The sequence below is a fragment of the Streptomyces sp. NPDC093089 genome, from assembly GCF_044754405.1.
Taxonomy (GTDB): domain Bacteria; phylum Actinomycetota; class Actinomycetes; order Streptomycetales; family Streptomycetaceae; genus Streptomyces.
Map to the genome: position 1 here is coordinate 622,611 of NZ_JBIVPA010000003.1, position 21,950 is coordinate 644,560.

Annotated in this window: 21 protein-coding genes and 1 pseudogene; 11 read left to right on the forward strand and 11 right to left on the reverse strand. The window is 68.6% G+C overall.

What is annotated here, in order from left to right:
* Nucleotides 1–216 precede the first annotated feature (216 nt).
* The 4 genes from ACIQFX_RS09725 to ACIQFX_RS09740 all read left to right on the forward strand — a co-directional run bounded on the left by ACIQFX_RS09725 (nucleotide 217) and on the right by ACIQFX_RS09740 (nucleotide 1,986).
* Nucleotides 217–399 carry a hypothetical protein gene (locus tag ACIQFX_RS09725; protein WP_402460533.1) on the forward strand — a complete coding sequence of 61 codons (183 nt, stop codon included), beginning with the start codon at nucleotides 217–219 and terminating at the stop codon, nucleotides 397–399.
* Nucleotides 400–654: 255 nt separating this feature from the next.
* Nucleotides 655–747 (forward strand): putative leader peptide, encoded by a 93-nt coding sequence (locus tag ACIQFX_RS09730; protein WP_402460536.1) that lies wholly within the window; start codon nucleotides 655–657, stop codon nucleotides 745–747.
* Nucleotides 748–960: 213 nt separating this feature from the next.
* Nucleotides 961–1,551 carry a helix-turn-helix domain-containing protein gene (locus tag ACIQFX_RS09735; protein ID WP_402460539.1) on the forward strand — a complete coding sequence of 197 codons (591 nt, stop codon included), beginning with the start codon at nucleotides 961–963 and terminating at the stop codon, nucleotides 1,549–1,551.
* A 126-nt stretch (nucleotides 1,552–1,677) separates the two neighbouring features.
* Nucleotides 1,678–1,986 carry an integrase core domain-containing protein gene (locus ACIQFX_RS09740; protein ID WP_402460709.1) on the forward strand — a complete coding sequence of 103 codons (309 nt, stop codon included), beginning with the start codon at nucleotides 1,678–1,680 and terminating at the stop codon, nucleotides 1,984–1,986.
* Here the strand turns inward: ACIQFX_RS09740 and ACIQFX_RS09745 are convergent.
* Nucleotides 1,960–2,593: pseudogene (locus ACIQFX_RS09745) on the reverse strand (helicase); the annotation flags it as partial. The gene ACIQFX_RS09740 and the pseudogene ACIQFX_RS09745 sit on opposite strands and share 27 nt — an antisense overlap.
* 78 nt (nucleotides 2,594–2,671) lie before the next feature.
* Between ACIQFX_RS09745 and ACIQFX_RS09750 the strand changes: the two are divergent.
* A complete protein-coding gene (locus tag ACIQFX_RS09750; RefSeq protein ID WP_402460540.1) occupies nucleotides 2,672–2,941 on the forward strand; it encodes a hypothetical protein in 270 nt (89 codons plus the stop codon).
* A 611-nt stretch (nucleotides 2,942–3,552) separates the two neighbouring features.
* Nucleotides 3,553–5,643: a BTAD domain-containing putative transcriptional regulator gene (locus tag ACIQFX_RS09755; protein WP_402460542.1), complete on the forward strand. Its 2,091-nt coding sequence runs from the start codon at nucleotides 3,553–3,555 to the stop codon at nucleotides 5,641–5,643.
* On the opposite strand, the gene ACIQFX_RS09760 is transcribed toward ACIQFX_RS09755, so the two are convergent.
* The 5 genes from ACIQFX_RS09760 to ACIQFX_RS09780 form a co-directional block, all read right to left on the reverse strand.
* A complete protein-coding gene (locus ACIQFX_RS09760; protein ID WP_402460544.1) occupies nucleotides 5,606–6,565 on the reverse strand; it encodes a 3-oxoacyl-ACP synthase III family protein in 960 nt (319 codons plus the stop codon). The two genes, ACIQFX_RS09755 and ACIQFX_RS09760, sit on opposite strands and share 38 nt — an antisense overlap.
* 35 nt (nucleotides 6,566–6,600) lie before the next feature.
* Complete coding sequence (locus ACIQFX_RS09765; RefSeq protein ID WP_402460547.1) at nucleotides 6,601–7,740, reverse strand: acyl-CoA dehydrogenase family protein; 1,140 nt, start codon at nucleotides 7,738–7,740, stop codon at nucleotides 6,601–6,603.
* A gap of 34 nt (nucleotides 7,741–7,774) precedes the next feature.
* The gene (locus ACIQFX_RS09770; RefSeq protein ID WP_402460712.1) at nucleotides 7,775–8,770 is read right to left on the reverse strand and encodes an aldo/keto reductase; all 996 of its coding nucleotides are present in this window, start codon (nucleotides 8,768–8,770) and stop codon (nucleotides 7,775–7,777) included.
* 126 nt (nucleotides 8,771–8,896) lie between these two features.
* Nucleotides 8,897–9,541 (reverse strand): nitroreductase family protein, encoded by a 645-nt coding sequence (locus ACIQFX_RS09775; RefSeq protein WP_402460550.1) that lies wholly within the window; start codon nucleotides 9,539–9,541, stop codon nucleotides 8,897–8,899.
* A gap of 83 nt (nucleotides 9,542–9,624) precedes the next feature.
* Complete coding sequence (locus ACIQFX_RS09780; protein WP_402460553.1) at nucleotides 9,625–10,995, reverse strand: aspartate aminotransferase family protein; 1,371 nt, start codon at nucleotides 10,993–10,995, stop codon at nucleotides 9,625–9,627.
* 369 nt (nucleotides 10,996–11,364) lie between these two features.
* On the opposite strand from ACIQFX_RS09780, the gene ACIQFX_RS09785 reads away from it, so the two are divergent.
* Entirely contained in the window at nucleotides 11,365–11,640 is a 276-nt protein-coding gene (locus tag ACIQFX_RS09785; RefSeq protein WP_402460555.1) for a hypothetical protein, read from the forward strand.
* A gap of 41 nt (nucleotides 11,641–11,681) precedes the next feature.
* Here the strand turns inward: ACIQFX_RS09785 and ACIQFX_RS09790 are convergent, their stop codons facing one another.
* The 3 genes from ACIQFX_RS09790 to ACIQFX_RS09800 are packed head-to-tail and all read right to left on the reverse strand — an operon-like array spanning nucleotide 11,682 to nucleotide 13,792.
* The gene (locus tag ACIQFX_RS09790) at nucleotides 11,682–12,173 is read right to left on the reverse strand and encodes a hypothetical protein (protein WP_402460556.1); all 492 of its coding nucleotides are present in this window, start codon (nucleotides 12,171–12,173) and stop codon (nucleotides 11,682–11,684) included.
* Nucleotides 12,170–13,231 carry a TerC family protein gene (locus ACIQFX_RS09795; RefSeq protein ID WP_402460559.1) on the reverse strand — a complete coding sequence of 354 codons (1,062 nt, stop codon included), beginning with the start codon at nucleotides 13,229–13,231 and terminating at the stop codon, nucleotides 12,170–12,172. Before ACIQFX_RS09795 ends, ACIQFX_RS09790 begins: the two co-directional genes overlap by 4 nt.
* Before the next feature lie 18 nt (nucleotides 13,232–13,249).
* Nucleotides 13,250–13,792 carry a universal stress protein gene (locus tag ACIQFX_RS09800; RefSeq protein ID WP_402460561.1) on the reverse strand — a complete coding sequence of 181 codons (543 nt, stop codon included), beginning with the start codon at nucleotides 13,790–13,792 and terminating at the stop codon, nucleotides 13,250–13,252.
* A gap of 127 nt (nucleotides 13,793–13,919) precedes the next feature.
* Here ACIQFX_RS09800 and ACIQFX_RS09805 point away from each other — a divergent pair, with 127 nt between their 5' ends.
* The 4 genes from ACIQFX_RS09805 to ACIQFX_RS09820 all read left to right on the forward strand — a co-directional run bounded on the left by ACIQFX_RS09805 (nucleotide 13,920) and on the right by ACIQFX_RS09820 (nucleotide 18,447).
* Entirely contained in the window at nucleotides 13,920–14,252 is a 333-nt protein-coding gene (locus ACIQFX_RS09805) for a helix-turn-helix transcriptional regulator (protein WP_402460564.1), read from the forward strand.
* A gap of 829 nt (nucleotides 14,253–15,081) precedes the next feature.
* The gene (locus ACIQFX_RS09810; RefSeq protein ID WP_402460565.1) at nucleotides 15,082–16,515 is read left to right on the forward strand and encodes a hypothetical protein; all 1,434 of its coding nucleotides are present in this window, start codon (nucleotides 15,082–15,084) and stop codon (nucleotides 16,513–16,515) included.
* Between the two features lie 402 nt (nucleotides 16,516–16,917).
* Nucleotides 16,918–17,826, forward strand: a complete 909-nt coding sequence (locus ACIQFX_RS09815; protein WP_402460568.1) for a hypothetical protein — start codon at nucleotides 16,918–16,920, stop codon at nucleotides 17,824–17,826.
* Between the two features lie 360 nt (nucleotides 17,827–18,186).
* Nucleotides 18,187–18,447 carry a hypothetical protein gene (locus ACIQFX_RS09820; RefSeq protein WP_402460570.1) on the forward strand — a complete coding sequence of 87 codons (261 nt, stop codon included), beginning with the start codon at nucleotides 18,187–18,189 and terminating at the stop codon, nucleotides 18,445–18,447.
* A gap of 324 nt (nucleotides 18,448–18,771) precedes the next feature.
* Here the strand turns inward: ACIQFX_RS09820 and ACIQFX_RS09825 are convergent, their stop codons facing one another.
* Nucleotides 18,772–20,487, reverse strand: a complete 1,716-nt coding sequence (locus tag ACIQFX_RS09825; protein ID WP_402460571.1) for a pentapeptide repeat-containing protein — start codon at nucleotides 20,485–20,487, stop codon at nucleotides 18,772–18,774.
* Between the two features lie 235 nt (nucleotides 20,488–20,722).
* Nucleotides 20,723–21,925, reverse strand: a complete 1,203-nt coding sequence (locus ACIQFX_RS09830) for a hypothetical protein (RefSeq protein ID WP_402460573.1) — start codon at nucleotides 21,923–21,925, stop codon at nucleotides 20,723–20,725.
* Between the last annotated feature and the right edge of the window lie 25 nt (nucleotides 21,926–21,950).

The following is a 21,950-nucleotide window of genomic DNA, read 5'->3' on the forward strand; positions in this document are numbered from 1 at the left end:
CCCCCGGCCTGCGCGCGCGTGTCCGCCCTCCCCTTGGACACCCCGGTGGACACGCACTTCCGGCCGCAACTGAACTCTAACGCCGGCCGGCCCGCACGGCCGGATACGTCGCGATCCGAGACCGGACTCCTGCTGGACGCCCCCTTGGACAGGCAGCGTCGAGGTCATCCCGCACGGCCCGCCCCGGGCCGTCACCACCCAGGGGGAGTTCCCTCGATGAGCCCGTTGCAGATCCTGTCCCTCCTGCTCGCCCTGTCCACAGCACTCAACATCGCGATCACCGCGGGACTGCTGGCTCGCCGTGCCGGCACCGACATCCCCCAAGCGATCTTCATTGGCGCCGGCTCGGCAGCCACCAGCCTGGGCATCTACTTCGCCGCCGTCGCCGCCTACGCATGACCAGGCCCGCACGGCCCGGACCCAGCGCGGAACCACCCAGGCAGCACCCACGACCGTGGATGCTGCCGGGGTGGTTCGTGCTCGTGGTTCGCGATTTGCGATGCGCCGGGAGCCTGTGGCCCGCACGGTTCGTACGGTCCGAATGGCTCCCCTTCCCGCCTCTGCTCCCCGGGCGTTTCGATCATGCGAACCACCCGCGTCGACCTGGCTGTACGCCGTTGACGCCCCCGTGCGTATCGACGAGACTCCTGGCCCATGCAACCCACACGTGACCACTCGGTCACCTTCGTCCAGCGCCACCACGTGGACCTCGTCCGCGTAGCGAGCGCGGTCTGTCGCTGCGTCTGACGGCGCGTCCCGTTCAACTCGCCGTACCCCCACGCTCCTCCTCCCGCTCTGCCCGCGGTGCCGTCCTCCGCTCGCAGGCCCACGGAGTCATGCCCGCATGTTCGCACGCCCTTCCTGGAGCCTCATATGTCCACGCCCCTGTCCCGCCATGCCCTCGGCGGGGTCGCCGCCGGTGCCGCCGCGGCCAGGCGCTAGGTATAAAACTGCCGGACGTTGGTTACACATGGGTCTCCGAACAGACGGAGATCTGCCACGCCCCCTTCGCTGGAACAGCAGCGGGACCGTCAGGCCCAGCATCGTCTGGCGGTCCTGCGCGACGCCGAGGAAGTCACCGGGAACGTCGCGCTGAACTGCCGTTACTACGGCATCAGCCGCACGTGCTTCTACAAATGGCTGCGCCGGTATCAGGACGAGGGCCTTGAGGGCCTGCGGGACCGCTCCGGCAAGCCTCACCGCTGCCCGCACGCCACCGAGCCCGACGTCGTCAACGAGATCGTCTACCTCCGGCAGTACTACCACTTCGGTCCGATGAAGATCAAGATGTGCCTGAAGCGGTACCACGACATCGACATCGCCTGCTCAGCCGTCTACCGCATCCTCAAGAAGCTCGGCATGAACCGCCTGCCGGCCGCTCAGCGCTACCAACGGCACGACAAGCGCTACACCCGCTACGAGAAGCAGCTGCCCGGCAACCGCGTCCAGATCGACGTGAAATTCATCGAACCGATCGGCCTGCCGGAGCAAACCGCGGCCGCAACGCCGGTCACCGGCACCCTGCCCAAGCGGCGCCGCCGGGCGAAGTAGTACCAGTTCACCGCCATCGACGACTGCACCCGGCTGCGTGTGCTGCGGATCTACCCGCGGTGCGACCAGAAGACCGCGGTCCAGTTCCTCGACTACCTCCTTGAGTGTCTGCCGTTCCGCGTCGAGGTGATCCAGACCGACAACGGCGCCGAGTTCCAGTCCGCCTTCCACTGGAACGTCCTCGACAAAGGCATCGCCCACACCTACATCAAACCCGCATCACCGCACCTCAACGGCAAGGTTGAACGCTCCCACCGCATCGACGTGGAGGAGTTCTACCGCATGCTCGACGGCATCCTCATCGACGACACCGGCGTCTTCAACGACAAGCTGAGAGAGTGGGAGGACTACTGCAACTACCACCGCCCCCACGGCGCCCTCGGCGGCCAGACACCCTACGAACGCCTCAAGCAGAAGACCCAGACCCCGCTGTAATCGAGCTGCGGCAGTCACACAGTCGCGGATCTTCAGGACGTCGATCTCGAATCCGGCGAGGATCTCGCGCTCGATCGCCTCGCTCGGACCCAGCTCTGCGAGCCAGACGACCCGTAGGTGCCCTCCGGGTCGTCGGCCAGGTCGCGATCTCCGCCTCCTGGCCGTCTGCACCCTTCTGGGGCCGGGCCGCGGCGAGGATACGCGGGGTCGCGGTCAGGTAGAGCCGGAGGTCCGCCGGGATCCGGCCGCGAACCTTCCGCTGGCCCTCTGGTGCGTCGATGTCCTCGCGGTCCACGAGAGAGGCGTACGTGGTGAACACGACCACCGGGCCGTGCCCGGCCCACAGGGCCAGCTGGATCGGGTTCGTGGTGGTCCGCACGCCGAGCTCGTTCCGTACCGCGTCGTTCTTCAGCGAGCGCACCGCGACCATCGGCGCCCGGTAGCCCACGGCCCGCCGCGCCTGGGCGGTCTGCGCGAGCAGACCCAGGGTCGGCGCCGTCACGAGGATCCGGGCGTCCGCGAAGCTCTCCAGCGCGCACGCGGCGGCCGTGATCGTCTTGCCTGGACCGGGTGGAGACGCGCGTGGAGTCCGGACATCAGCCATGGGTGCTCACCGAGGGGGTGACACAAGGAGGCCAGGCTGCTGCTGCCAAAGAGGATCCGGATCTCCGCGCTGCGCAAGCTCGTGTACGACGACGAAGGACAACTGGTGGGAGCCGACGGGTACGACGAACACGCCGCCGCCGTCACGACGACCGCAGCCGTCCTCACCGGGGCCGGGTACGGGACCGTGCTGTCCAGACAGACCGAGACTCCGCACCGCCTCCCGTACGGCTACACCCAGTCGAACGGTCATCCTCCAGGTCCGTTCGAGTCGAAGGAGGATGAGGGACTCCGCATTCTGCACCAGCTCTTCTCAGCCAGCGTCCGAGGTGTGGGCGATTGTGCGTGGTGAACGCCTGTCCGCCTTCGTGTGCGGTTCGTCTGATTCCTGATGCGCTCCCGGACGATCAGTGTGTTCTGGAGTTTTCCCTATTTCGCCGCGCCGTGGCCACGCCGTGGGGGCTGTCCAAGATTCCGGTAGTGGCTCTGTCCTGTGATGTTTCGGAATTATCACCTCCGCATCCTCGGTAGGTATCGGCCGTTTTTCTCTCGAGGGTTCTCTTGACTGCTTGAGGCATCGTAAATTTTCCTTGCGAAGGCCCAGCCCCCCTGACTGAGGAGAATCCATGAAGGTGCTTTCTTGTCGCTGCTGGTCCTCCTTGGCTGTCACTGCCATTGCTCCACCCGTTCTTGACCTGCTCGGTAGGCAGCCCGCTCCTACACCTATGACTCGCGGCCGAGCTGGCGGCGATAGAACGGTCAGACTGGATAGGGGCTGGTATGCCGAGCCATCTCTTCTGAGATGCCTGTCGCATGATGCGTTCCAGACGGAGGGGCTGAAAAGGGCACGAGAAGGGAGCTGGAGTGCAGGCAGGATCAGGTGGGCAGATCACTGGAAAGTCAGGGCCGGACGGTCACTTGGACTTGGCGGCCGGCACTGCCGTGGTGTCCGCATTCGGTCGGATGACCCTCTGGACGCAAACGGGGCCGATGGATCCGGGTCCGCCGCGTAGGCGCGCCGTGCTCGCGCTGTTATTGATCAACGCCGGGAAGGTGGTGCCGACCTCGTCGATGGTCCGCAGCCTCTGGGAGGGCGAGCCCCCGCACCGGGCGGTTGCCACGCTTCAATCCTATGTGTCCCGACTGCGCCGGATCATCTCCGACCAATCGCCGCAGCACCGGGCCGAGCTTCAACTCCGTTATCGAGCGCCGGGGTACGTGCTCAACGTGGCGCCGGACCAAGTCGACGTGATGCGTTTCGAGTCGGCCGTGGTTCGAGGACTGGAGGCTCAGCGCCGTGGCGACTTCACACAGACTTTCGCCCTGACCTCCGAGGCATTGCGGTTGTGGACCGCGCCACCGTTTGAGGATCTGGCCGACTACGAGTTTGCTGCACAGGAGGAGGATCGACTGGACCAGCTTCGGTTGGCCGCAGTGGAGGCGCGGGCCGAGGTGGCCTACGCGTTGGGCCGCAGCGAGGAGGTCCTGCACGCACTGGAGCGCGAGGTGGCTGACCATCCGACCCGTGAGCGGTTGGTGCACCAGCTGATGCGGGCCCATTACCGCAACGGTCGACAGGCCGACGCGCTGCGCCTGTTCGAACGAACCCGGCGATATCTGGCCGACGAGCTCGGGGTGGACGTCAGCCCCGGCCTGCGACGGCTCCACGAGGAGATCCTGCGTCATGATCCCGTACTTGCCCGCCTGCCGGGGCCGTCCGAGCCGCCACTGACGGCCACCACACGCACCCAGTTCGGCCACCGGCCGCACGCGGAGTTCGACACTGAGCCGTATCTCGGCCAGCGCACCGGGTCTCCGACCGTCTTTGTCGGGCGCCAGGGCGAGTTGCGGCAGCTGCTGGCTGCGGCCGATGCCAGTGAGCACGGGGAGGGGCGCACCGTGCTCGTGGTCGGAGAAGCCGGCTTGGGTAAGACCAAACTGGTACGGGAACTCGGTCGACGGGTCCGGGAGGCCGGCACCGACGTGGTGAACGTCAACTGCCCTATGTCCGAAGACATGCCCCCGTACTGGCTCTGGGTCCAGGTACTGCGGCAGGTGGCGGCCCGTCGACCGGAGGCACTGCGCTGTCTGCCGGACAGGGCTCGCCGCGCCCTCGCGGCGGTGGTGCCTGAGCTGTTCCCTGACCTGGCAGGCGGTGACTGTCCCGAGCTCTCCGGGGAGGCCAGGTTCGCGCTGCACGACGCTGTCAGTCAGGTGCTGTTGGGATCGAACCGGAACCCGCTGGTGCTGATACTCGAGGACGTCCACTGGGCCGATGACGCCTCGCTGGGACTGCTGCCCTTTCTGACCCGGCAGTCGGTCGACTCGCGTTTCCTGCTGGTGGTCACCTCCCGGAGCTTCCGTATGGCTGACGACCCCGGCCTGCGGGCCTTCCGGGCCGCCGTGCTGCAGTCGATCAATGCCGAGGAGATTCGCCTGGCTGCCCTCAGTTCGGACGAAAGCCAGCAGATCGCACTGAGCGTCTCGGCCGGTGGCACCGATCCCGTGCTGTGCGCCGCATTGCACGAACGTTCCGGGGGTAATCCGTTCCTCCTCCTTGGACTGTTGGACTCATTGGGGGAAGGAGCAACGGCGCAGCAGATACAGGGCCTGGTGCCGCAGATGATCAGAGAAGTGGTCAACGAGCGGCTGTCCGGGCTTCCGGACGAGGTCCGGGCACTACTCGACTGCTGTGCCGCAGGCGCCCCGGTCGACAACCACCTCGGTGCGCCGTGCGACGGACCGGTCGCGGTGTCCCGCGAGACGTTCCGCAGAGCAGTCCGCGGCGGATTGCTGGTGCCGGATGACACGGCTCCGGAGGGCATGGGCTTCGTCCATCCTCTGATCCGGGACGTCGTGCGCCAAGAACTCACTTACCTGGCGCCCCAGCCCCGCACGACGGCCCCGGCTACCGCTCCGACAACGGAGCACGAGTGTGGCGAGGCCATGCGGCATCGAACGCACATCGCTGCGGCCGCACGGGTCGCCGTGCGTGGCGGATCGCCGGCGAAGCCGGTCAGCCCCGGTATTCCATGGCCATCACGCCCCAGGTGAAGCCGACCGCGCTGGTGGCGTGGAGGACAAGATCCCCGCGCTTGAGACGCTTCGCGTCGATCAGGTCCTGCATCGCGATCAGGGTGTCCGCGCCGCCCATGTGGCCGAGGTGGTCGTAGTTGAGCACGCTCCTGCTCTCCGGCAGACCCAGCTTCTGAAGGAAACCCTCGTGGATGGGCCGGGCGCCGTGGGTGACCAGCAGATAGGCGACGTCCTCAAGGCTCCGGCCGACCGAGGCCAGGAGCTCCGTGGTGAGCCCCACGAAATTCTCCATGTAGGCCTCGCCGAGGCCGTCCCGATCGCCCTTGCGCCGTATGACGACGCGGTCACCCTCGTGCTTGCCGGTGTAGTAGTCCGCCCAGCTGGGGTCGGTGCGCATCCGGGAGCCGAGGACCTTGGCGACGCGCCCCGACGCCGACAGCAGGATCGCGCCCCCCGCGTCCCCGTTGTTGAACAACTCCTTCATGTCGCCCTGGGTGCGGTCGACCATGGTGCTGACCCGATCGCCGATGAGGACCAGCGCGTATTCGTCGGTCCTGGAGGCGACCTTGTCGCAGGCGAGCTGGATGGCGACCGTCACCGCGTTACAGTGGTTCGCGAGTTCGAAGCAGTGCGCCCGGTCGATCCCGAGCTCGTGGGCCACCAATGCGGCGGGTGACCCGAAGGGGACGTCCCACACCCCGGTACCGGCGTAGATCACAGTTCGGATCGACTCCAGCGGGATCTGGTTCCGCTTCAGCACGGCTCGCGCCGAGCGCAGCGCGAGCTCCCACTCCCGCTCCTCCGGTGCGAGCACCGGGATGCTGTCGCAGGTGGTGATCGCGCGGATGTCCCCCTCCGGTAGGCCGGAGGCCGTGGCCATCTGGTGCACCGTCATCCGTGACGACGGCATGGTGACATCGAAGTCGACGATCCCGGCCATCTCGCTCTCCTCTGCGTGGTGTGTCCGGCCCTGATCTAGGAGAAGAACAGGGGTTTTCCCGCGTAGTAGTCGTCGACCGCACCGCTCATGCTGCTGCGCGACGGGGGATGGAAGACGATGGCTTGCGCGGCGCAGGCCAGGTAGGCGACGGTGGGGGAGGCGATGTAGGCCATGCCACCCAACATCTCGACCGCCTGCCCGACCACCTTGGTGATCAGGTCCTGTACCGAGAACCGGGTGAACAACGAGGCCGCGGCGCAGTCGTTGCCCAGGTCGTCGTCCATGATCCGCCGGGCCAGCCCCTCGACCAGGAACCCCGCGGTCTCGATCCGCAGGCACAGTGCCGCACGCTCGGCGGCCGATCCGCGACCCGCGCGCAGGACCCGGTCGACCAGAGCGCTGGCGATGCCGGTGTAGGCGGCGGCGATGATCATCTGGAACCAGATCACGCCGGCTTCGTTGAGCTGGTCGAGCCGCTCCGCGGCGCCGGGGGGCGTTCGCAGAAGGTGCTGCTCCGCGACGAACACGTTGTCCAGGACCACTTCGTGGCTCTCCGCGCCGACCAATGGGAACGTCGACCAGAAGTCTCGGACCGACACCCCGGGGGTGTCTGCGGGCAGGACCAGCAGGCCCATCTCGGCGACGCCGTCGGGCCCGCGCAGGGACACGCTCGCGGTGAGCAGGTCCATCGAGCGGGAGAGGCTGCACGGCTTCTTGGAGCCGCTGACCAGGTAGCCGCCGGGCACCGGCCGAGCCTGGACCGTCGGGGTGAGGATCCCGTGGCCGGAGCGCCCCTCGGCGTAGCCGGAGGCGATCAGCGAGCGGTTTCGCGCGACCTCGTGGAGCACCGCCCGCTCGATGTCGGTGGTGTCCGCATACAGCGGTCCCACGGAGTAGAGCATCCCGACGGAGAAGTGGTGCATGGCGGTGGCGACGGCCAGCGAGGGGGCAAGCGACGCCAGTGCGCGCACCACCCGGACGGCGTCCAGGGCGTCCGCGCCGATGCCGCCGTAGGCGCGCGGCACCAGAAGGTTGGGCCCGCCGTGGTCGCGGAACAACCGGATAGCCGGGCTGCCCGGTGCTTCCATTTCCGCGAAGGGTACCTCGGCGAGACGGTCGGCCAGGCCAGGAAGCAGCCTTTCGCAGGCGTCGAGGTCGGGTCGCAGGAATTTCATGGTGGTCGAGTCCTCCGTTGGTCCAGGTCGGGTGTCAGTTGTCGACGAGCCTCATGAGAAAGGGTGCGTACCGTTCGCCGTGGACGGCCGTCGCCGGTACCGCCGCCTCGATCTCCGCGCGATCCCGGGCAGAGAGCCGCACCTGGGCGGCTGCGAGGTTCTCCTCCAGGTGGGCGCGGCTGCGGGTGCCCGGGATGGGCACGACGTCGTCGCCCTGGTGGTGCAGCCAGGCCAGCGCGAGCTGGGCGACGGTGACTCCGTGCCCGGCGGCCAGTGACCGCAATGCGCCCAGTACGGCCTGGTTGCGCATCAGGTTCGACTCGTCGAACCTCGGCAGGGTACGCCGGAAGTCCTGCTCGGGCCCGAGGTCGGCGGTCGAGTGCACCCGGTCGGTCAGGAAGCCCCGCCCCAACGGGCAGGAGGCGATCAGACCGATGCCAAGTTCGCGGCAGGTGGCCAGCACCTCCGCCTCGATGCCGCGGCTCCACAGCGACCACTCGCTCTGCACGGCGGTGACGGGGTGGACCGCGTGGGCCCTGCGAATCGTGTCGGCCGAGACCTCGGACAGGCACAGGTGACGCACCTTTCCCTCGGCGACCAGTTCCGCCAGCGCGCCGAACGCCTCCTCGATCTTCTCCCCGGGCGCGACCCAGTGCTTGACGTAGAGGTCCACATGGTCCACGCCGAGGCGATCGAGGGAGTCGTGGCAGCGCCGGCGGATGTAGTCGCGATCACCGCGCACGCCCAGGAACCTTCCGTCCCGGTCGCGTTGCAGGCCGACCTTCGTGGAGATCAGGACCTGGTCACGACGGCCCGTGATGGCCTTGCCGAGCAGGCGCTCGCCCTCGCCGAGGCCTTGGACGTCCGCGGTGTCCAGCAGGGTGACGCCGCGATCGATCGCGCGGCGCACGGTCAGCACGGCCTCCGCGGGGTCGGCCGGGGCGTAGAACGACGACATGCCCAGGCAGCCCAGGCCCTGGGCGGGCAGTTCCAGATCGCCGAGCCGGCGGGTGGGCAGGGGTGCGCGGATGGTCAACTGAACCCTCCTCGTTCTAGCGTGGGCGTGTGATGGGTGTCGTGCCCGCGTGGCCTGGTGTGACCCGGGCCGCAGCCGGCCCGTGACTCGGGCCGGGGCTCGTGCCTCCGGAGCAGCGGATCACCAGGAGTCGACGTGCAGGACCTCGTCCAACGGCTGTCGCGGCGCGGGCTTGAAGTCCGTCCCGATGGAGTAGGCCGTCGGGATGAGCGCGGCTTGGACGATGCCGTCGGGCAGGCCGAGCAGTGCGGCGATCTCCTTCTCGTACATCAGGTGCAGGGTGGTCCAGGCCGTACCCAGTCGCCGGGCCCGGGCGGCGAGCATGTAGCTCCAGCCGGCCTGGATGATCGACCCCCACATGCCGGCCTCGTTGTACTCGGGCGCGGCGCTCGCGTCCAGACAGGGAATGACCAGCACGGGAACGTCACCGAGTCGATCACCGAGGTGTGCGACGCTGTCGCCGACGCGTCGCTGCACCGCGTGCCGGGCCGGGTCCTCGAGGAACAGCGAGCCGCAGGAGCCCTCTGAACTCAGGTAGGTCCCCACGGCGCGCCGGTAGAAGGCGCCGATCGCGGCCCGCTGTTCGGGGTCGGTCACCACGATCCAGTGCCAGGTCTGCCGGTTGCTGCCGGACGGGGCCTGCAAGGCGATGCCGATGCACTCCTTGACGAGTTCCAGCGGAACCGGGCGGGTCAGATCCAGACGCTTGCGCACGGAGCGGGTAGTGGTCAGCAGTTCGTCGGGGGTGAGGTCAAGGAGCGTCATGCGGGAAGCCCTTCGGTTGTCCTGCTCGTCTCGGAGGTCCGGAGGCGTCGCCTGTCCTGTTGGCGCGGGCGCATCGAAGGCCGTCAACCGCGGATGCGGCCATCGGGTTCGACGCGCGCCAGCACCGCGTGGAGCCCGTCGGCGAGTTCGTCGGCCGCTTCACGGTCCATGACCAGCGGAGGGTTGATCAACAGGGCCCTCGGGTTGCCGCGCAGGATGATGCTGGCGTCCTCACGCAGGGCCTGTGCCACCGGAGCCGTCCCGGTGGGCAACGGGGCCCGGGTCCGCCGGTCGGCGACGAGCTCGATGCCCAACATCAGGCCGATCTGTCGCACGTCCCCGACCACGGGCAGCTCGCGCAGCGGTTCGAGCCGGCCAGCCAAGTGGCCGCCGATCTTGGTGGCGTTGCCGAGCAGGTCCTCGCCCTCGATGATGTCCAGGTTGGCGAGTGCGGCCGCGCAGGCGGTGGGGTGCCCGGTGTAGGTGTAGCCGATCGGGAAGCCCGCGCTCGTGACCGTGGCCGCGACTTCCTCGGTGACCAGCACCGCGCCGTGCGGGACATAGCCGGAGGTGATGCCCTTGGCGGTGACCATCAGATCCGGCACCACCCCGAAGTACTGGGCTGCGAACCAGTGGCCGGTGCGACCGTACCCGGTCACCACCTCGTCGAAGATCAGCAGAATGCCGTGTTCGCGTAGCAGTTCCGCGACCCGCGGCCAGTAGTCCGCAGGCGGTATGACGGCGCCGCCGACGCTCATCACCGGTTCGCCGATCATCGCGGCGATCCGGTCCGGGCCGATCCGCTCGATGGTCTCGCGCAGCTCCCGCAGGCAGAACTCGGTGACGTCCTCACCGCCGTAGACAGCCGTCTGGTACGGGTCGGGGGCGGTCAGGTGGTGCACGTCGGGCAGGGTGGGGCCGAACCCCTGGTGGTACACGTCGAGCCCGGAGACACTGCCGCTGCCGTAGGCGATGCCGTGGTAGGCGCTCTTCCGCGAGAGGATCCAGGTCCGCTCGGGCTGGCCCTTGCGGTAGTGGTGGTAGCGGGCCATCCGCAGGGCGATCTCGTTCCCCTCGGCTCCGCCGCTGGTGAAGAACACGCGGTCCAGCCCGGCGGGCGCCAGGTCGGTGAGCCGCACCGCCAGTTCGACGGCCTTGTCGTTGCTCATCGTCTCCCAGAGGTGGAAGCACTCCAGCGCGTTCATCTGGGCAGCGGTGGCCTCCACGATCTCGGGCCTGGCGTGGCCCACCTGCATCATGCCGAGCACCGCCGCGGCATCCAGGTAGCTGCGGCCGGTGCTGTCACGAACGTGGCACCCGCGACCCTCGACCATGATCAGCCGGTCAGTGCGGTCGGCCGGGAGGTTGGGGTGGATCAGCCGGTCACGGTCGGCGCGAACCCAGTCGGCCGTCCTGTCCGAACCGGGCACCGGTGCACCCGAAGGGGTGGGCATCAGGCGAACTCCTTTGCAGCGGGAATTTCGATGTGTCGCGCCAGGGAAGAGGGCTCCGGCAAGGCGGCGCACTTCGCGCCGTGAGCCGACTTCCGGCTGGCTGGAAGCCTGGCAGTCGGGGACTGTGTTCCGCTGGCGACGCGATCAGCCCGATCGTCAAGCGTCCCGCAATGCCGATGAGGACGAGTTCATCCGCGCTGGGGCCCGCGTGGACAGCGAGCGCTAGGACCGCGCCGCCCGCAAGGAGACCGTCCATCGCGTCACAAGGACCGATCGGCACAGTGGTCAACGACTCGCCGGTCGGTGCTGCGCCCCACTGGCCCCTCACCTCTCATGCGTTGCGAACCATTCCACGTCAAAGCAGCTGCCATGTCCCGCGTCTCGACGGGTCCGAGCACCAGCCCGCCCGCCGCCCAGGCCCTGTTGCGTCGACTGCATGACCACGGTGTGCGGACCGTTCCCAAACCGGCGGGTCAGATCGTGGAGGACATCGTCACGGCCGTCTGGGCGGGCGACGACGCACGTATCCGGCTGCTGCTGGAGCGGCTGGCGCCGGTGGCCGATACCGAGACTCTGCTCTGGCTGCGCCGACGTCTGAACGACGATCTCGGCAGTTCCGCCCCGGCCGCAGACGAGCGGCCCTGACCGGTCGGGTCAAGGCCGTCGCAGGAGGTACGGGGCAGGCGTTATGGGCTGGCTCCGTGGTGGGCGGGGGTGAGGTGTCCGGCTGCGTTGTGGACGGGGGCGGGGGTGATGACGGTGGTGGCGCCGGTGCGGCGGGCGAGGCGGTGCACCGCGCCGGCCGGCAGCGACAGGTACGGGTTGGCTCCTTGAGGCAGGACGAGAGTGGCGGACTGGTAGGGGCCGGCGGCGGTGAGGTCGCCGGTGGGGGCGGCCAGGACGGCGCTGGTCTGGCGAGCGAACCGCTGGGCCCGGGCGTGGTGGAGCAGGGCGTTGATGCTGAAGCCGGTGGAGCGCACGGCGACCGCGGCGGTCAGCTGCCTGCCGGTACGGGCGGCGAGGCGTCCGGCGTGGGCGGCGGCGTCCCGGTCGGCCCGCGCGCCGGTGAGGACGATCAGGATGCCGCCGTCGGCGGGGCTCCCGGTGACGTTGTAGACGTGCACGGTGGGCGGGGTCGTGGTGACGGGCGGGTGCCCGTTCAGGCTCAGGGTGATCATGACGGCGGTCCTTCCGTATGGTTCCCGGTCCGGGGGGCGGTGGGGGAAGCGGGGCGGTGTCCGGCAGGCTCGGCGCCGGCGGTGCCGGCGGCCGGGGTGCCGTCTGCGGTGGCCTCGGCGCCGGTGGTCTGGCCGCGGGTGGCGCTCAGGGACCAGGCGATGGAGACGGTGATGGTGACGGCGATGACGGACAGGGTGAGGGGGATGGGGAGCTTGCCGACCGGGGTTTCGGACAGGATGAGCTTGACGCCGGCGAAGGCGAGCAGGACTGCCAGTCCGTAGTGGAGGTAGGCGAAGCGGCGCAGGAGTCCGGCCAGGCAGAAGTACAGGCTTCGCAGGCCCAGGACGGCGAAGGCGTTGGCGGTCCACACCAGGAAGGTGTTGGTGGTGATGGCCAGGACGGCGGCGACGGAGTCGATCGCGAAGATCAGGTCGGTGGCCTCGATCGCGACCAGGGCGACGAACAGCAGGGTCGCCACGCGCTTGCCGCTGACGCGGATGAAGAACTTGTCGCCGTGGAACTTCGGATCGGTGGGGATGAGTTTCTTGACCAGGCGGACGATCAGGTTGCGGTCGGGGTGGACCTCCTCGTCCTTGGAGACGGCCATCTTCCAGCCGGTCCAGATCAGGAACGCACCGAAGAGGTAGGCGGTCCAGAAAAACACCTGGAGCAGTTCGGCGCCGACGAAGATGAACACCAGCCGGGCGGCCAGGGCGCCGAGAACGCCCCAGAACAGGATCTTGTGCTGGTAGGCGTCGGGGACGGCGAAGAAGGAGAAGACCAGCGCGAAGACGAAGACGTTGTCGATCGACAGGGCCTTCTCGATCAGGTAGCCGGCGTAGTAGGTGGAGGACACCTCACCGCCCTGCCAGGCCCAGAGGATGAGGCCGAAGCCGAGGCCGATGGCGATCCACACGCTGGACCAGATCGCCGCCTCCTTGAAGCCGATCACGTGGTTGTCGCGGTGAGCGATCAGGTCGACGGCGAGCATCACGCAGATGCCGACGGTGACCGCGGCCCACGCCCACAGCGGGACCGGGAAGGCGAGGTCATTCATCGCTGAACGTTTCCTCTCTCAGAATCGGACGCTGGGGCACGAGCGGGAGGACTCGGACGGCGCATGGCCCAGCGGTATCCATGCGGCGGGGGCCACGGCGTGGACGTAGGGGCCGCCGCGCAGGGCCGCGGCCTCTATCAGGGTGTGCGCGTCCAGCCCGTGCGGGCCGCGGCGGGCGGCCACCACGTCCGGGGCCCGGTGGCGGGAGACCAGCGCCAGCAGCTGCTTCGCCGTGGCCAGCCGCGAGCCGTTGCCGGCGGGGAGGTGGAAGACCTCGGGGATGTATCCCGTGGCGTGCGGGCCGACCTTCGGCATGACCCGGGCCAGGACCGCCCGCACCGACGCGGAGGCCGGACCGAGGGAGGAGCGGCGCACGTGCGGGGGCATCACGGCGATCAGCAGCAACGGAACACGGCGAGCCAGCGCCATGCGCGCTGCTGCCTCGGCCACCGCCACATCGTTGAGCCGGTCGGTCAGCACCGCCGCCACCGGCTGGACGAGACCCGCCCGGGCCGGACGGCGAACGCTGTCCCGATGGGAGTGGGAGAGGAGGTGGTTCATGGCGATCACGCCTTCGAGGAGGGGCGGTGCGATACCTCCAGCGTCACCCGAACAAGAATGCGCGTCAAGTCTTACGCGAAAAGTTTTTCGTCAATCATTGTTCGGGTTAAGGGGTAGGATGGACCCCATGAGTGTTCCCTCCGCCCGCGGCGAAACCTGGACGTTCCTGACCAACCACGCCCGCGTCCTGCTGTGCCTGGCCCGCGACCCCGAGGCCCGGCTGCGTGACGTCGCCACCGCGATCGGCATCACCGAGCGCGCCGTCCAGCTGATCGTCGCCGACCTGGTCAGCTCCGGGTATCTCACCCGCATCCGCGTGGGGCGCCGCAACCACTACACGATCGACACCACCCAGGCCCTGCGCCACCCTCACGAGGCCGACCACCCCGTCGGCGACCTCCTGGGCGCCTTCCTCCACCGCGAAGCCGCCCCCGAGAGCGAACCGCAGGCCGCTTCCTGAACGTCGGGCCGGACGACCGCGCGGCCTGGGATCAGTCCTGCGGCCCGTCCTCGTCTTCGCCTCCGGCCACGGCCGGGTCCCGCAGCGGGCGCAGGCCGCCGCCAGCCGGGACCGAAGCGCGGTGTGCGTTCTCGCTCCTTCTGCGGTAGATAGAGGGCTCTGATCTGTAGCGCAGCAGATAGTTGAGATACCTCGTCGTCCTGCTTGAAGGCCGGTTGATCTGGGCTGCAAAAAGTTGAATGAGAAGACCGCAGGCAGAGTGAGAATTCGAACTTGGTGATGGAAGCGCCTTGCTGAAGCGGAGCCGGGCAGAGTGCCCGCCAGCAGCCAGAAGTCCGTCAGCGTCGATGTCAGTAGTGCCTCTATGCGGCACCGCACGGCGAGGCACGATCCCGCTCACCTTTCAAGAGCGGGGATTTGGACCCAGGGCGCACACCGGCCGACTGTAGAAAGACCCCCGTGAGCCGGAAGAGATCATGTGGGCGGCGGGCCTCGAGCCCCTGGAGCCCGTACCCGGGAGTGGACACGCCATAGCCCGTCCGTTGCCAGACATGCGGAGAACCCGGCACCCCCACGCTCGGCCCCATCCTGCACGGGCAGGGCGGCTGCTACCCCTGCGGCCGACGCAAGGCCAACGAGTCGATGCGCCACGACGCCCAGACCGCGGCCGCCGCGATGCGGGTGGCAGGCATGGAACCGCAGGACCCCTACCACGGCACCGCGTTCCCCTGGAAGAGCCGCTGCACCAGTGGGGCGCGCCTGCGACCCGGGCCGCGGCGCCCCGGAATTGACGCGGGCCCACGCCGTGGGGGCGGCTACCGTGTCCACCATGAGCCCGTCCGGCCCGAGTGCCGCTCCGATTCCCCTGCACATCGATGGCGAACCGCCGGTGCCCCCGGCCCCCGACGTGATCGGCACGTCCGCCGGGGCGGGCCGCCGTCCCGCCCCGGCGGTGCGGCCGGGAGTGGTGGACTGGGCGGCGCTCGGGGTGGAGCCGCGGTGGAAGGGTCAGGAGACGGGCGACTGCGCGGCCGTGCTCTCTCCCGTCCTCGGACCCGCCACCGGCCTGGAGCCCTACAAGCGCTTCGCCGCGGGAGCCCGGCAGCGCGGTGAGACCGCCCTCGTCGTCGCCTGCACCGGCGCGGGCACACGCAGCCACAACGTCTTCTCCGGCCCCGTCGCTCCCGGCATCCACTTGCCCCACTACTACGGTTCGATCGCCGCCAACCCGCTCCCTGCCGGCGTGAGTCCCGAACTCGCCGCCGGCCTGGACCACGCCGAGCACGACCTCGCAACCCGGCTGCTCAACCGTCCCCCGGACACCTGGTTCCGCCTGACCTACCGCAAGGAATCCAGCTCCTCGCGCCCCGGAGTCGCCAGGATGTGGCCGCCGCCGGGGGAGGGGAAGCTGCGCCCGATCCTGGTCGACGGCCTCGGCGACCCGGTGGCCGGAGTGTGGATGCCGACGGGCGGGAGTGCCCGGTGGTTCGTGGTTCCCTACGGCACCGACCAGCGGCTGCTGGCGGAGTGGCTGGTCCAGCACGCGCTGCCCGCCTACGTGCCCGGCGCGCTGACCCGCGCCCGCTCGCCCCTGGTGCGCGACCCGGCGTTCGCCACCGACGCCGAAGCCCAGCTGGTCGCGACGATCGCCGAGGAGCAGCGCGCCCACGAGCGGCGGCAGACCGAGCTGAAGCAGCGACTTGCCGAGCCGCGGGCCGTGGCCGATCCGCTGCGCGACCGCCTGCTGTTCGGCACCGGCCACCCGCTGGAGGACGCGGTATACGACGTCCTCGTGGCGGCCGGCGCCACGGTGACCCGCCTCGACGACGTGTACGGCACCAAGTCGGCGGATCTGCTGGCCGAGTACGGCCGGCGCCGAGTCCTGGTCGAGGTGAAGTCGGCAAACCAGCGGCCACCGCAGAGCCTGCCCGACAAACTGGTCAAGCACCTGAGCACCTGGCCCGGTCTGACCGGGACCGAGCCTGTTGACGGCGGCGTCTTGGTGGTCAACCACCAGATCAGGCTCCCACCCGCGCAGCGGGACGCCGAGGTCTACACCGACCGCGCGTTCGCCGACGCGCTGACCGTGCCGGTGTTCGGCAGCGCCCGTCTGTTCGAGTGGTGGCGCCGCGAAGACTGGGATGCCGTGCGACACGCCGTCTTCGGCGACACCGGCGTCGCGCAGCCTCCCGAGATCGCCATGCCGGATACCGATCCGAAGGCGCCCGGGCGGCCTGGCCTGCTCTCGCGCCTTCGCCGGTAGCCAGCAGACGCCGGAGCACGACGGGCCGCCACGCCAGACCTGCTCGGTGTCGAGGAGGCCCATCGGTGCCATCGCCGTCCCCAGCGCATCCCCGCAGGCAGGCGGATACCCGCAACGGGCCCCGCCGCTGCCGGGGTGCCTCGGTGGCGTCTGTCGGTCGCCGCTGCGCCCCTGGGCCGCAAGCCCCGCCCCGGGACCAGTCGGCTCCCTGACCCCTTGACGCGCCCGGCCTTGCGCATCAGCGTCCTCGGCCGACTGCTTCCCGCCAGAAGGCCTGCACCGGCCTGCCTCCGCCCGGACATGGAGCTCACCTCCAGGAACAGCCGGTCCGTGCGTCGCCCCGGTCCGCGACCCGGCAGCCAATCCGGCTTCAGCGGCCGGGGCCGGCTCTACCATCAACAGATGGATCACATGGTTTCAGACGATTCATCCAGACTTCTCTTGTGGCTGCATGGGCAGACTCGCGGGAATGTCGACATGATCATTGATCTGGGGTGGGACGACCCGCCCGACTGGCAGTGCGCCCCCGAATCGCGCACCGACATACTGGTGGGGGACCTTGCGGCCCGCAGGCTGGTCACCGTCCACCCCTACGGAGGGGGCGCCGCGCTTCAGATCACGCCGGACGGGGTCCGCGCGGCACATCAGGCCGCAACCGACCGGAACAAGCCCGCCCTGCGGATCCACTTTGCTGCAGATGCCCTGGTGAGTGCCGCCATGGAGTCCGAAGACTCCCAGGTCGACGTCCAGTCGTTCACCAACAGCCCCCGCGCTTGGTTTCACGATCGGCAGCTCACCCCCGCCGATGTGGCCCGTGCCGTCGAGCACCTCGAAGAACTCGGCCTGATCAAAGCCCCCGGGACACCCGTGGTGACCATCGCCCTCACCTACCGAGGCATCGAGTGCGGATCCCGCGAACCGATCTGCGTCAGGAGCGCCATGAGAGAGCAGAACCCCCAGCAGCCCCACATCACCTTCCACGGCTCCACCTACGGAGTGCAGATCGGGAACCACAACACCCAGAACAACGCCTACGGATACCCCACGGCGGAGCTCGCCGCCTTCACACGCGAGGTGCTCGAGACCGTCCGGTCTGCAGACCTCCCTGATGCCGCACGCAACCATGTCCTGAGCGCTGGTGAGCAGCTGCGCGACCAGCTCGAAGCAGAGCGCCCTGAGCCTGGCTTGATCCGCCGGTCCTGGGAGTCGTTTGTCCTGAGCATCATGCAGAACCTGGGCCAGAGCGCCGTAGGAGGTACCGTGCGAGCGATCGCAGCGTCCCACGGCATCGAGCTGCCTTCCTCTGAGTAGCCCTGAACGGGACATCAACGGCAACACAGCACGGCAGGAAAGGCCCCGATCCGCTCAGGACCGGGAGGGGAACGGCTTTCAGAGCGGAAGGTGCTGGCACAGCCCGCGGGTGACAGCGGCCAGGGAAGCCAGCACCATTCCCTCGTTCCGGAAGGAGCCGCGGGCGTACACCTAGGAACCTAGCCGACCCTCACCGGACCCGCCTGGTGCGCCACCGCACCCGGCACCTCCCTGGTCGCCGTGCACGTTCCGCGCAGCGCAACCGCCCCCGGCCCGGAGGCCGGGCGATTCCTGGACACGATCGCGACGCGCACTCTCCCCGACGGCGACAGCTATGGGCAAGGACCGGGCGTCGTACTCGTGACCACCGACCGGGACCGTGTAGTAATCCTGCCCGACTGCAGCGAGGCCGACCGGCTCGCCGCAGTCATCGAGTACACCGTCTGGCACTCCGGCTCCACCGTGAATGTGGTCGGGCTAGTGCCCAGCCTGAACGAAAAACTGATCGAAGCGGTGGAATCACTCCTCAACACCACACCCCGCACCACCCCCTGGAACCAGTTGGAGCGCCTCGCCGGGCCTCATCCACAGCGGGAAGCCTGCTACTACTGCCCGAGTTGATCTCGGAGATCGGAGACCGGCCGTACGAGCGCTTCGGCAGCGGACGCGCCCTGGCTGCCTACACCGGCGTCGCGCCGGTCACCTGCGCCTTCGGAACCACCGCCCGCGCCTCGTTCACGCGCGCCGCGGCTGTTGGGCTTCCAGGAGCAGGAGACCATCCGGCCCGGCACCGACGTCGTGGTCCTCCGGTTCCACCGAGCAGGACGCCGACCGCGTCCTGTGGCTCCCGCTGGCCCACGCCGCCGGACTCTACCTCTACCCGGCGGCCGGACCGCTGCTTGGGAGTCTGATGATTGCGGCGCGACTGGTCGGGGGAGGGGCGTGTCAGCGTCTGACACGGTTACGGACGGCCAGGAAGGCCAGCCCTAGAAGGATGGGCTCGGACACGCGGGAAGCCATCTCAATGTAGGTGCCGGCAGTTGTCAGGTCCTGCCCGGAGGATCGGAACACTACGGAGTTGAGCGTGACGTTCAGGGCCTTCTCGAAGCGCTCGCTGGTGAACCTTCGCTCCGTGGGGTTCTGTGGATCAGCCTTCTCGAGCTCGAAAGAGACCTTGCCCCCATCGCGTGGCATGGTGCCGATCGCTTCCAGTTTCGGGGAGTCTTTCGGGAGCCCGAAGCCCATGAGCAGCACGACGGTGACGAGCATGGCTGCAGCGAGCCAGCCCAGTGCCCGTGATGCGCGCAAACCGTAACCGGACAGCAGCCAGTAGCCCCACAGCAGTTTGCGTTCGCCCGGAGTGGTGCCAACGTGGTCGTGGCGGCGCATTTCCATCTCGCCGTAGTAAAAATCGGCAGCTCCAGGCTCGTTCTTGGCGTCCTCGAACGCTTTGCGCAGCTGTCGGTAGAGTGCAGCCGTATCTTCCGGGCCGGGCGTGAGGTTGGGGTCGGGGTGGTGCGGACCGGTGCGCCAGTTTCGAAGCGAGGGCGGCTGGCCCGTGAGCGAGGTAGGTTGATGCGCTCTGTGCGCGCGCCAGTGGTGTTCCTCGGCGAGGGTACGGCGCCTGGACCAGCGCAGCGGTAGTAGTCCGCGGCGATGCCAGCCGATCGGGGGATGTGCGAAAGCGGTGCGACCATCCATGTGGAGCTGGTCCAGGTGTACCGCGCCGGCGAAGCGGCATTCGGATAGGTCTATGTCCGTGAGGGCCAGGTGCGCCGCGTCCACGCCGCTAAGGTTGACCACCCGGACGCCTGAGTCCTGGCTCGCCAGCACCTCTTCGGACAGCATGTCCGCCTCTAGACCGGTGAAGGGGATTTGTTCGGCCGCCACAGTGACCGGGTACTCCATCACTGCCCCTGCCAGGTCTATTTGGGCGTAGCGCAGCCTCAAGGCGGCCGATGATGCCCACCGTGTCCGCCGGAGTGAGAGTCGTCGCGTGGCGATCGCCATGGTTATCGGCGCCTCGAACACCGCGAGATCCAGTCGCATCTCGCTGCCACATGCCAGGGGACCAAGCCATGGGGCAGACTTGAACCGAGCTCCGCTAAACGTAGCGTTGCTGGCGAAGGTTGTGCCGGGGAATTGGACGGGGCCGCTGAAGGTCGCCATGCGGAACCAGGCGTCACCGGTGAAGTTCGCCCCTCCAAACGAAGCAACGCTGTTGAAGGTCACCCAATCGAATTCGGCCTCGCCGGTGAAGGTCGCCCGGACGAACCCCGCAGTGCCGGTGAAGGTTGCCGTGCGGAAGGAGACGTTGTCGAAGGTTGCCTCCTCGAACCAGGCGGCGTCGGTGAAGGTTGCTCCGTCGAACCGGGCCTGGCCGAGACGGGGGCGTCCTGTGGCAGGGTCGTGCAGGGCGACGAGCAACTGAGCCAGTAGATCTTCGCTGAATGGCGTGCCGCGATGGTCGATGTCAGCGCCGGGGCCCAGGCGAGTCAGGTAGTCGGTGCGGTCGTTAGCGGTCAGGTGGGCGAGGCATGCGGTGTGACCGGGGACGCAGATTCCGCGGCAGCCGACCGGATCTTCCGCAGTTGTGCCATGGTCGCAGCAAGGCCACGCCGATGGCGGACTGGATGGTGGCTCGGCAGTTGCAGATGTCATGCCTCAAGGACGATTGATGGGTCTGGACAGTTCTCTCGCGCTCCGATCCGGGCCGAATCGGCTACCTCGAGGTGCGGCCCGTCGGTAGAGGCTCTTCGACGGGCCCTGGCTGCACCAGATGATCGCCCCGATTCTGGTGGGTAGTACGGCAGTACCGATGCCAGCATCCCCGGTCCCGTCTTGCTCTCGCCCGCTGACCTCTGGGCATGTGGAGGCCCCCAGCAGCAGAAGCCGTCTATGCCACCCCGGTCCCGGCGCGGGCATCCTCCTTCCGCGCGTCGGCGTGTTGCTCGTCCAGGTCGAAGCCCAGCTGTTCGGCTTCGACCTGCACGTCCGTCCACAACGCCAGCGGCGTCAGCAGCGTCCAAGGAGCGCCCCGCCCGGGGTCGTGGAGCAGCACGGTTTCGGTGTAGCCGTCACTCCAGCTCTCTCCGCGGTCCGCCCCGTTGCTCCACCCACGCTCGGTGAACCACAGCCGCTTTACTGCGCTTTCCACCAGCCGCGCGTGCAGCCCCACTGCGAACGGCCTGGTGTAGACGACTTCCCAGCCGTTGCGCGTGTGGACCTTCAGACGGGTGTTGCGTTCGGAGTCTTCGCAGATACCGATCTTCGCCATGGCCGGTTCTGTGGCCCGTTGCAGGAGATAGACGAGTGCGGGCTCGGTGTCCTTGAACCCGGTGAGCTTGCAGCTGCGGGAGTTGCAGGCTCCCTGGCCGCGATAGAGATTGCCCAGGCAGGGGTCCACCGGGGCCGAGCAGTCCATGCAGGTGCCCGCCCAGGGGGTGTTGGTGCCCTTGAAGGCGTCTGGGTCGTGCGGGCGGAACCGGTAGGACAGGGCCCTGTCCCACGCCTGCTGCTTGGTCAGCGGGGTGTTCGGGGCGCAGTAAATGCAGGCCCCTTGTCCCTGCATGACGTCGTGCAGCCTCGGCTGCACCGCGCGATGGCAGCGCTGGCAGATGGCCGGCCACGGCTCATCGACCCGTTCATAGACAGTCGTGGGTTCGACAAGGCCCTTCTGCCGCATGATGGCGACGGCCGCATCCGGATCGATCGCTCGCTTGGCGCAGTACTTGCAGGCCATGGCACCTTGGCGGACCGCCTTGACCAGGACCTTGATCGACTTGCCCTGGCGGGGGCAGTCCTTGTTCAGGCAGATGCTCTCCATCCGCGTTCTGTTGTTGGTGTATGGCTCGAGAGGCCTGATGTTGGCCTCGGCGATCGTCTTCGCCAACTCCGCTTCGCCCAAACGGAACTTCTCCGCCAGTGCGCGGTCGGCGCAGTCACGGCATCCGCGCGGTGCGTCGCCATGTTCCCTCGCCTTCGTGGCGATGCTGTCGTACGTCGGGTCGATGTCTGTTTCGCACCGCAGGCATACGCTGGGCCACGGTTCCCTCGCCCTGTTGAAAACCGTCTTCGGTCGGCAACCGTTGCGCAGCATCAGCTGCCGAGCCTCTTCCGGATCG

Excerpts from the sequence above, each read along its gene's own strand:
- ACIQFX_RS09825 (WP_402460571.1), bottom strand. The coding sequence starts at position 20,487 with ATGACATCTGCAACTGCCGAGCCACCATCCAGTCCGCCATCGGCGTGG.
- ACIQFX_RS09815 (WP_402460568.1), top strand. The coding sequence starts at position 16,918 with ATGGATCACATGGTTTCAGACGATTCATCCAGACTTCTCTTGTGGCTG.
- ACIQFX_RS09730 (WP_402460536.1), top strand. The coding sequence starts at position 655 with ATGCAACCCACACGTGACCACTCGGTCACCTTCGTCCAGCGCCACCAC.
- ACIQFX_RS09775 (WP_402460550.1), bottom strand. The coding sequence starts at position 9,541 with ATGACGCTCCTTGACCTCACCCCCGACGAACTGCTGACCACTACCCGC.
- ACIQFX_RS09785 (WP_402460555.1), top strand. The coding sequence starts at position 11,365 with ATGTCCCGCGTCTCGACGGGTCCGAGCACCAGCCCGCCCGCCGCCCAG.
- ACIQFX_RS09760 (WP_402460544.1), bottom strand. The coding sequence starts at position 6,565 with ATGGCCGGGATCGTCGACTTCGATGTCACCATGCCGTCGTCACGGATG.
- ACIQFX_RS09725 (WP_402460533.1), top strand. The coding sequence starts at position 217 with ATGAGCCCGTTGCAGATCCTGTCCCTCCTGCTCGCCCTGTCCACAGCA.
- ACIQFX_RS09795 (WP_402460559.1), bottom strand. The coding sequence starts at position 13,231 with ATGAATGACCTCGCCTTCCCGGTCCCGCTGTGGGCGTGGGCCGCGGTC.
- ACIQFX_RS09800 (WP_402460561.1), bottom strand. The coding sequence starts at position 13,792 with ATGAACCACCTCCTCTCCCACTCCCATCGGGACAGCGTTCGCCGTCCG.
- ACIQFX_RS09805 (WP_402460564.1), top strand. The coding sequence starts at position 13,920 with ATGAGTGTTCCCTCCGCCCGCGGCGAAACCTGGACGTTCCTGACCAAC.
- ACIQFX_RS09780 (WP_402460553.1), bottom strand. The coding sequence starts at position 10,995 with ATGCCCACCCCTTCGGGTGCACCGGTGCCCGGTTCGGACAGGACGGCC.
- ACIQFX_RS09810 (WP_402460565.1), top strand. The coding sequence starts at position 15,082 with ATGAGCCCGTCCGGCCCGAGTGCCGCTCCGATTCCCCTGCACATCGAT.
- ACIQFX_RS09830 (WP_402460573.1), bottom strand. The coding sequence starts at position 21,925 with ATGCTGCGCAACGGTTGCCGACCGAAGACGGTTTTCAACAGGGCGAGG.
- ACIQFX_RS09765 (WP_402460547.1), bottom strand. The coding sequence starts at position 7,740 with ATGAAATTCCTGCGACCCGACCTCGACGCCTGCGAAAGGCTGCTTCCT.
- ACIQFX_RS09755 (WP_402460542.1), top strand. The coding sequence starts at position 3,553 with ATGACCCTCTGGACGCAAACGGGGCCGATGGATCCGGGTCCGCCGCGT.
- ACIQFX_RS09790 (WP_402460556.1), bottom strand. The coding sequence starts at position 12,173 with ATGATCACCCTGAGCCTGAACGGGCACCCGCCCGTCACCACGACCCCG.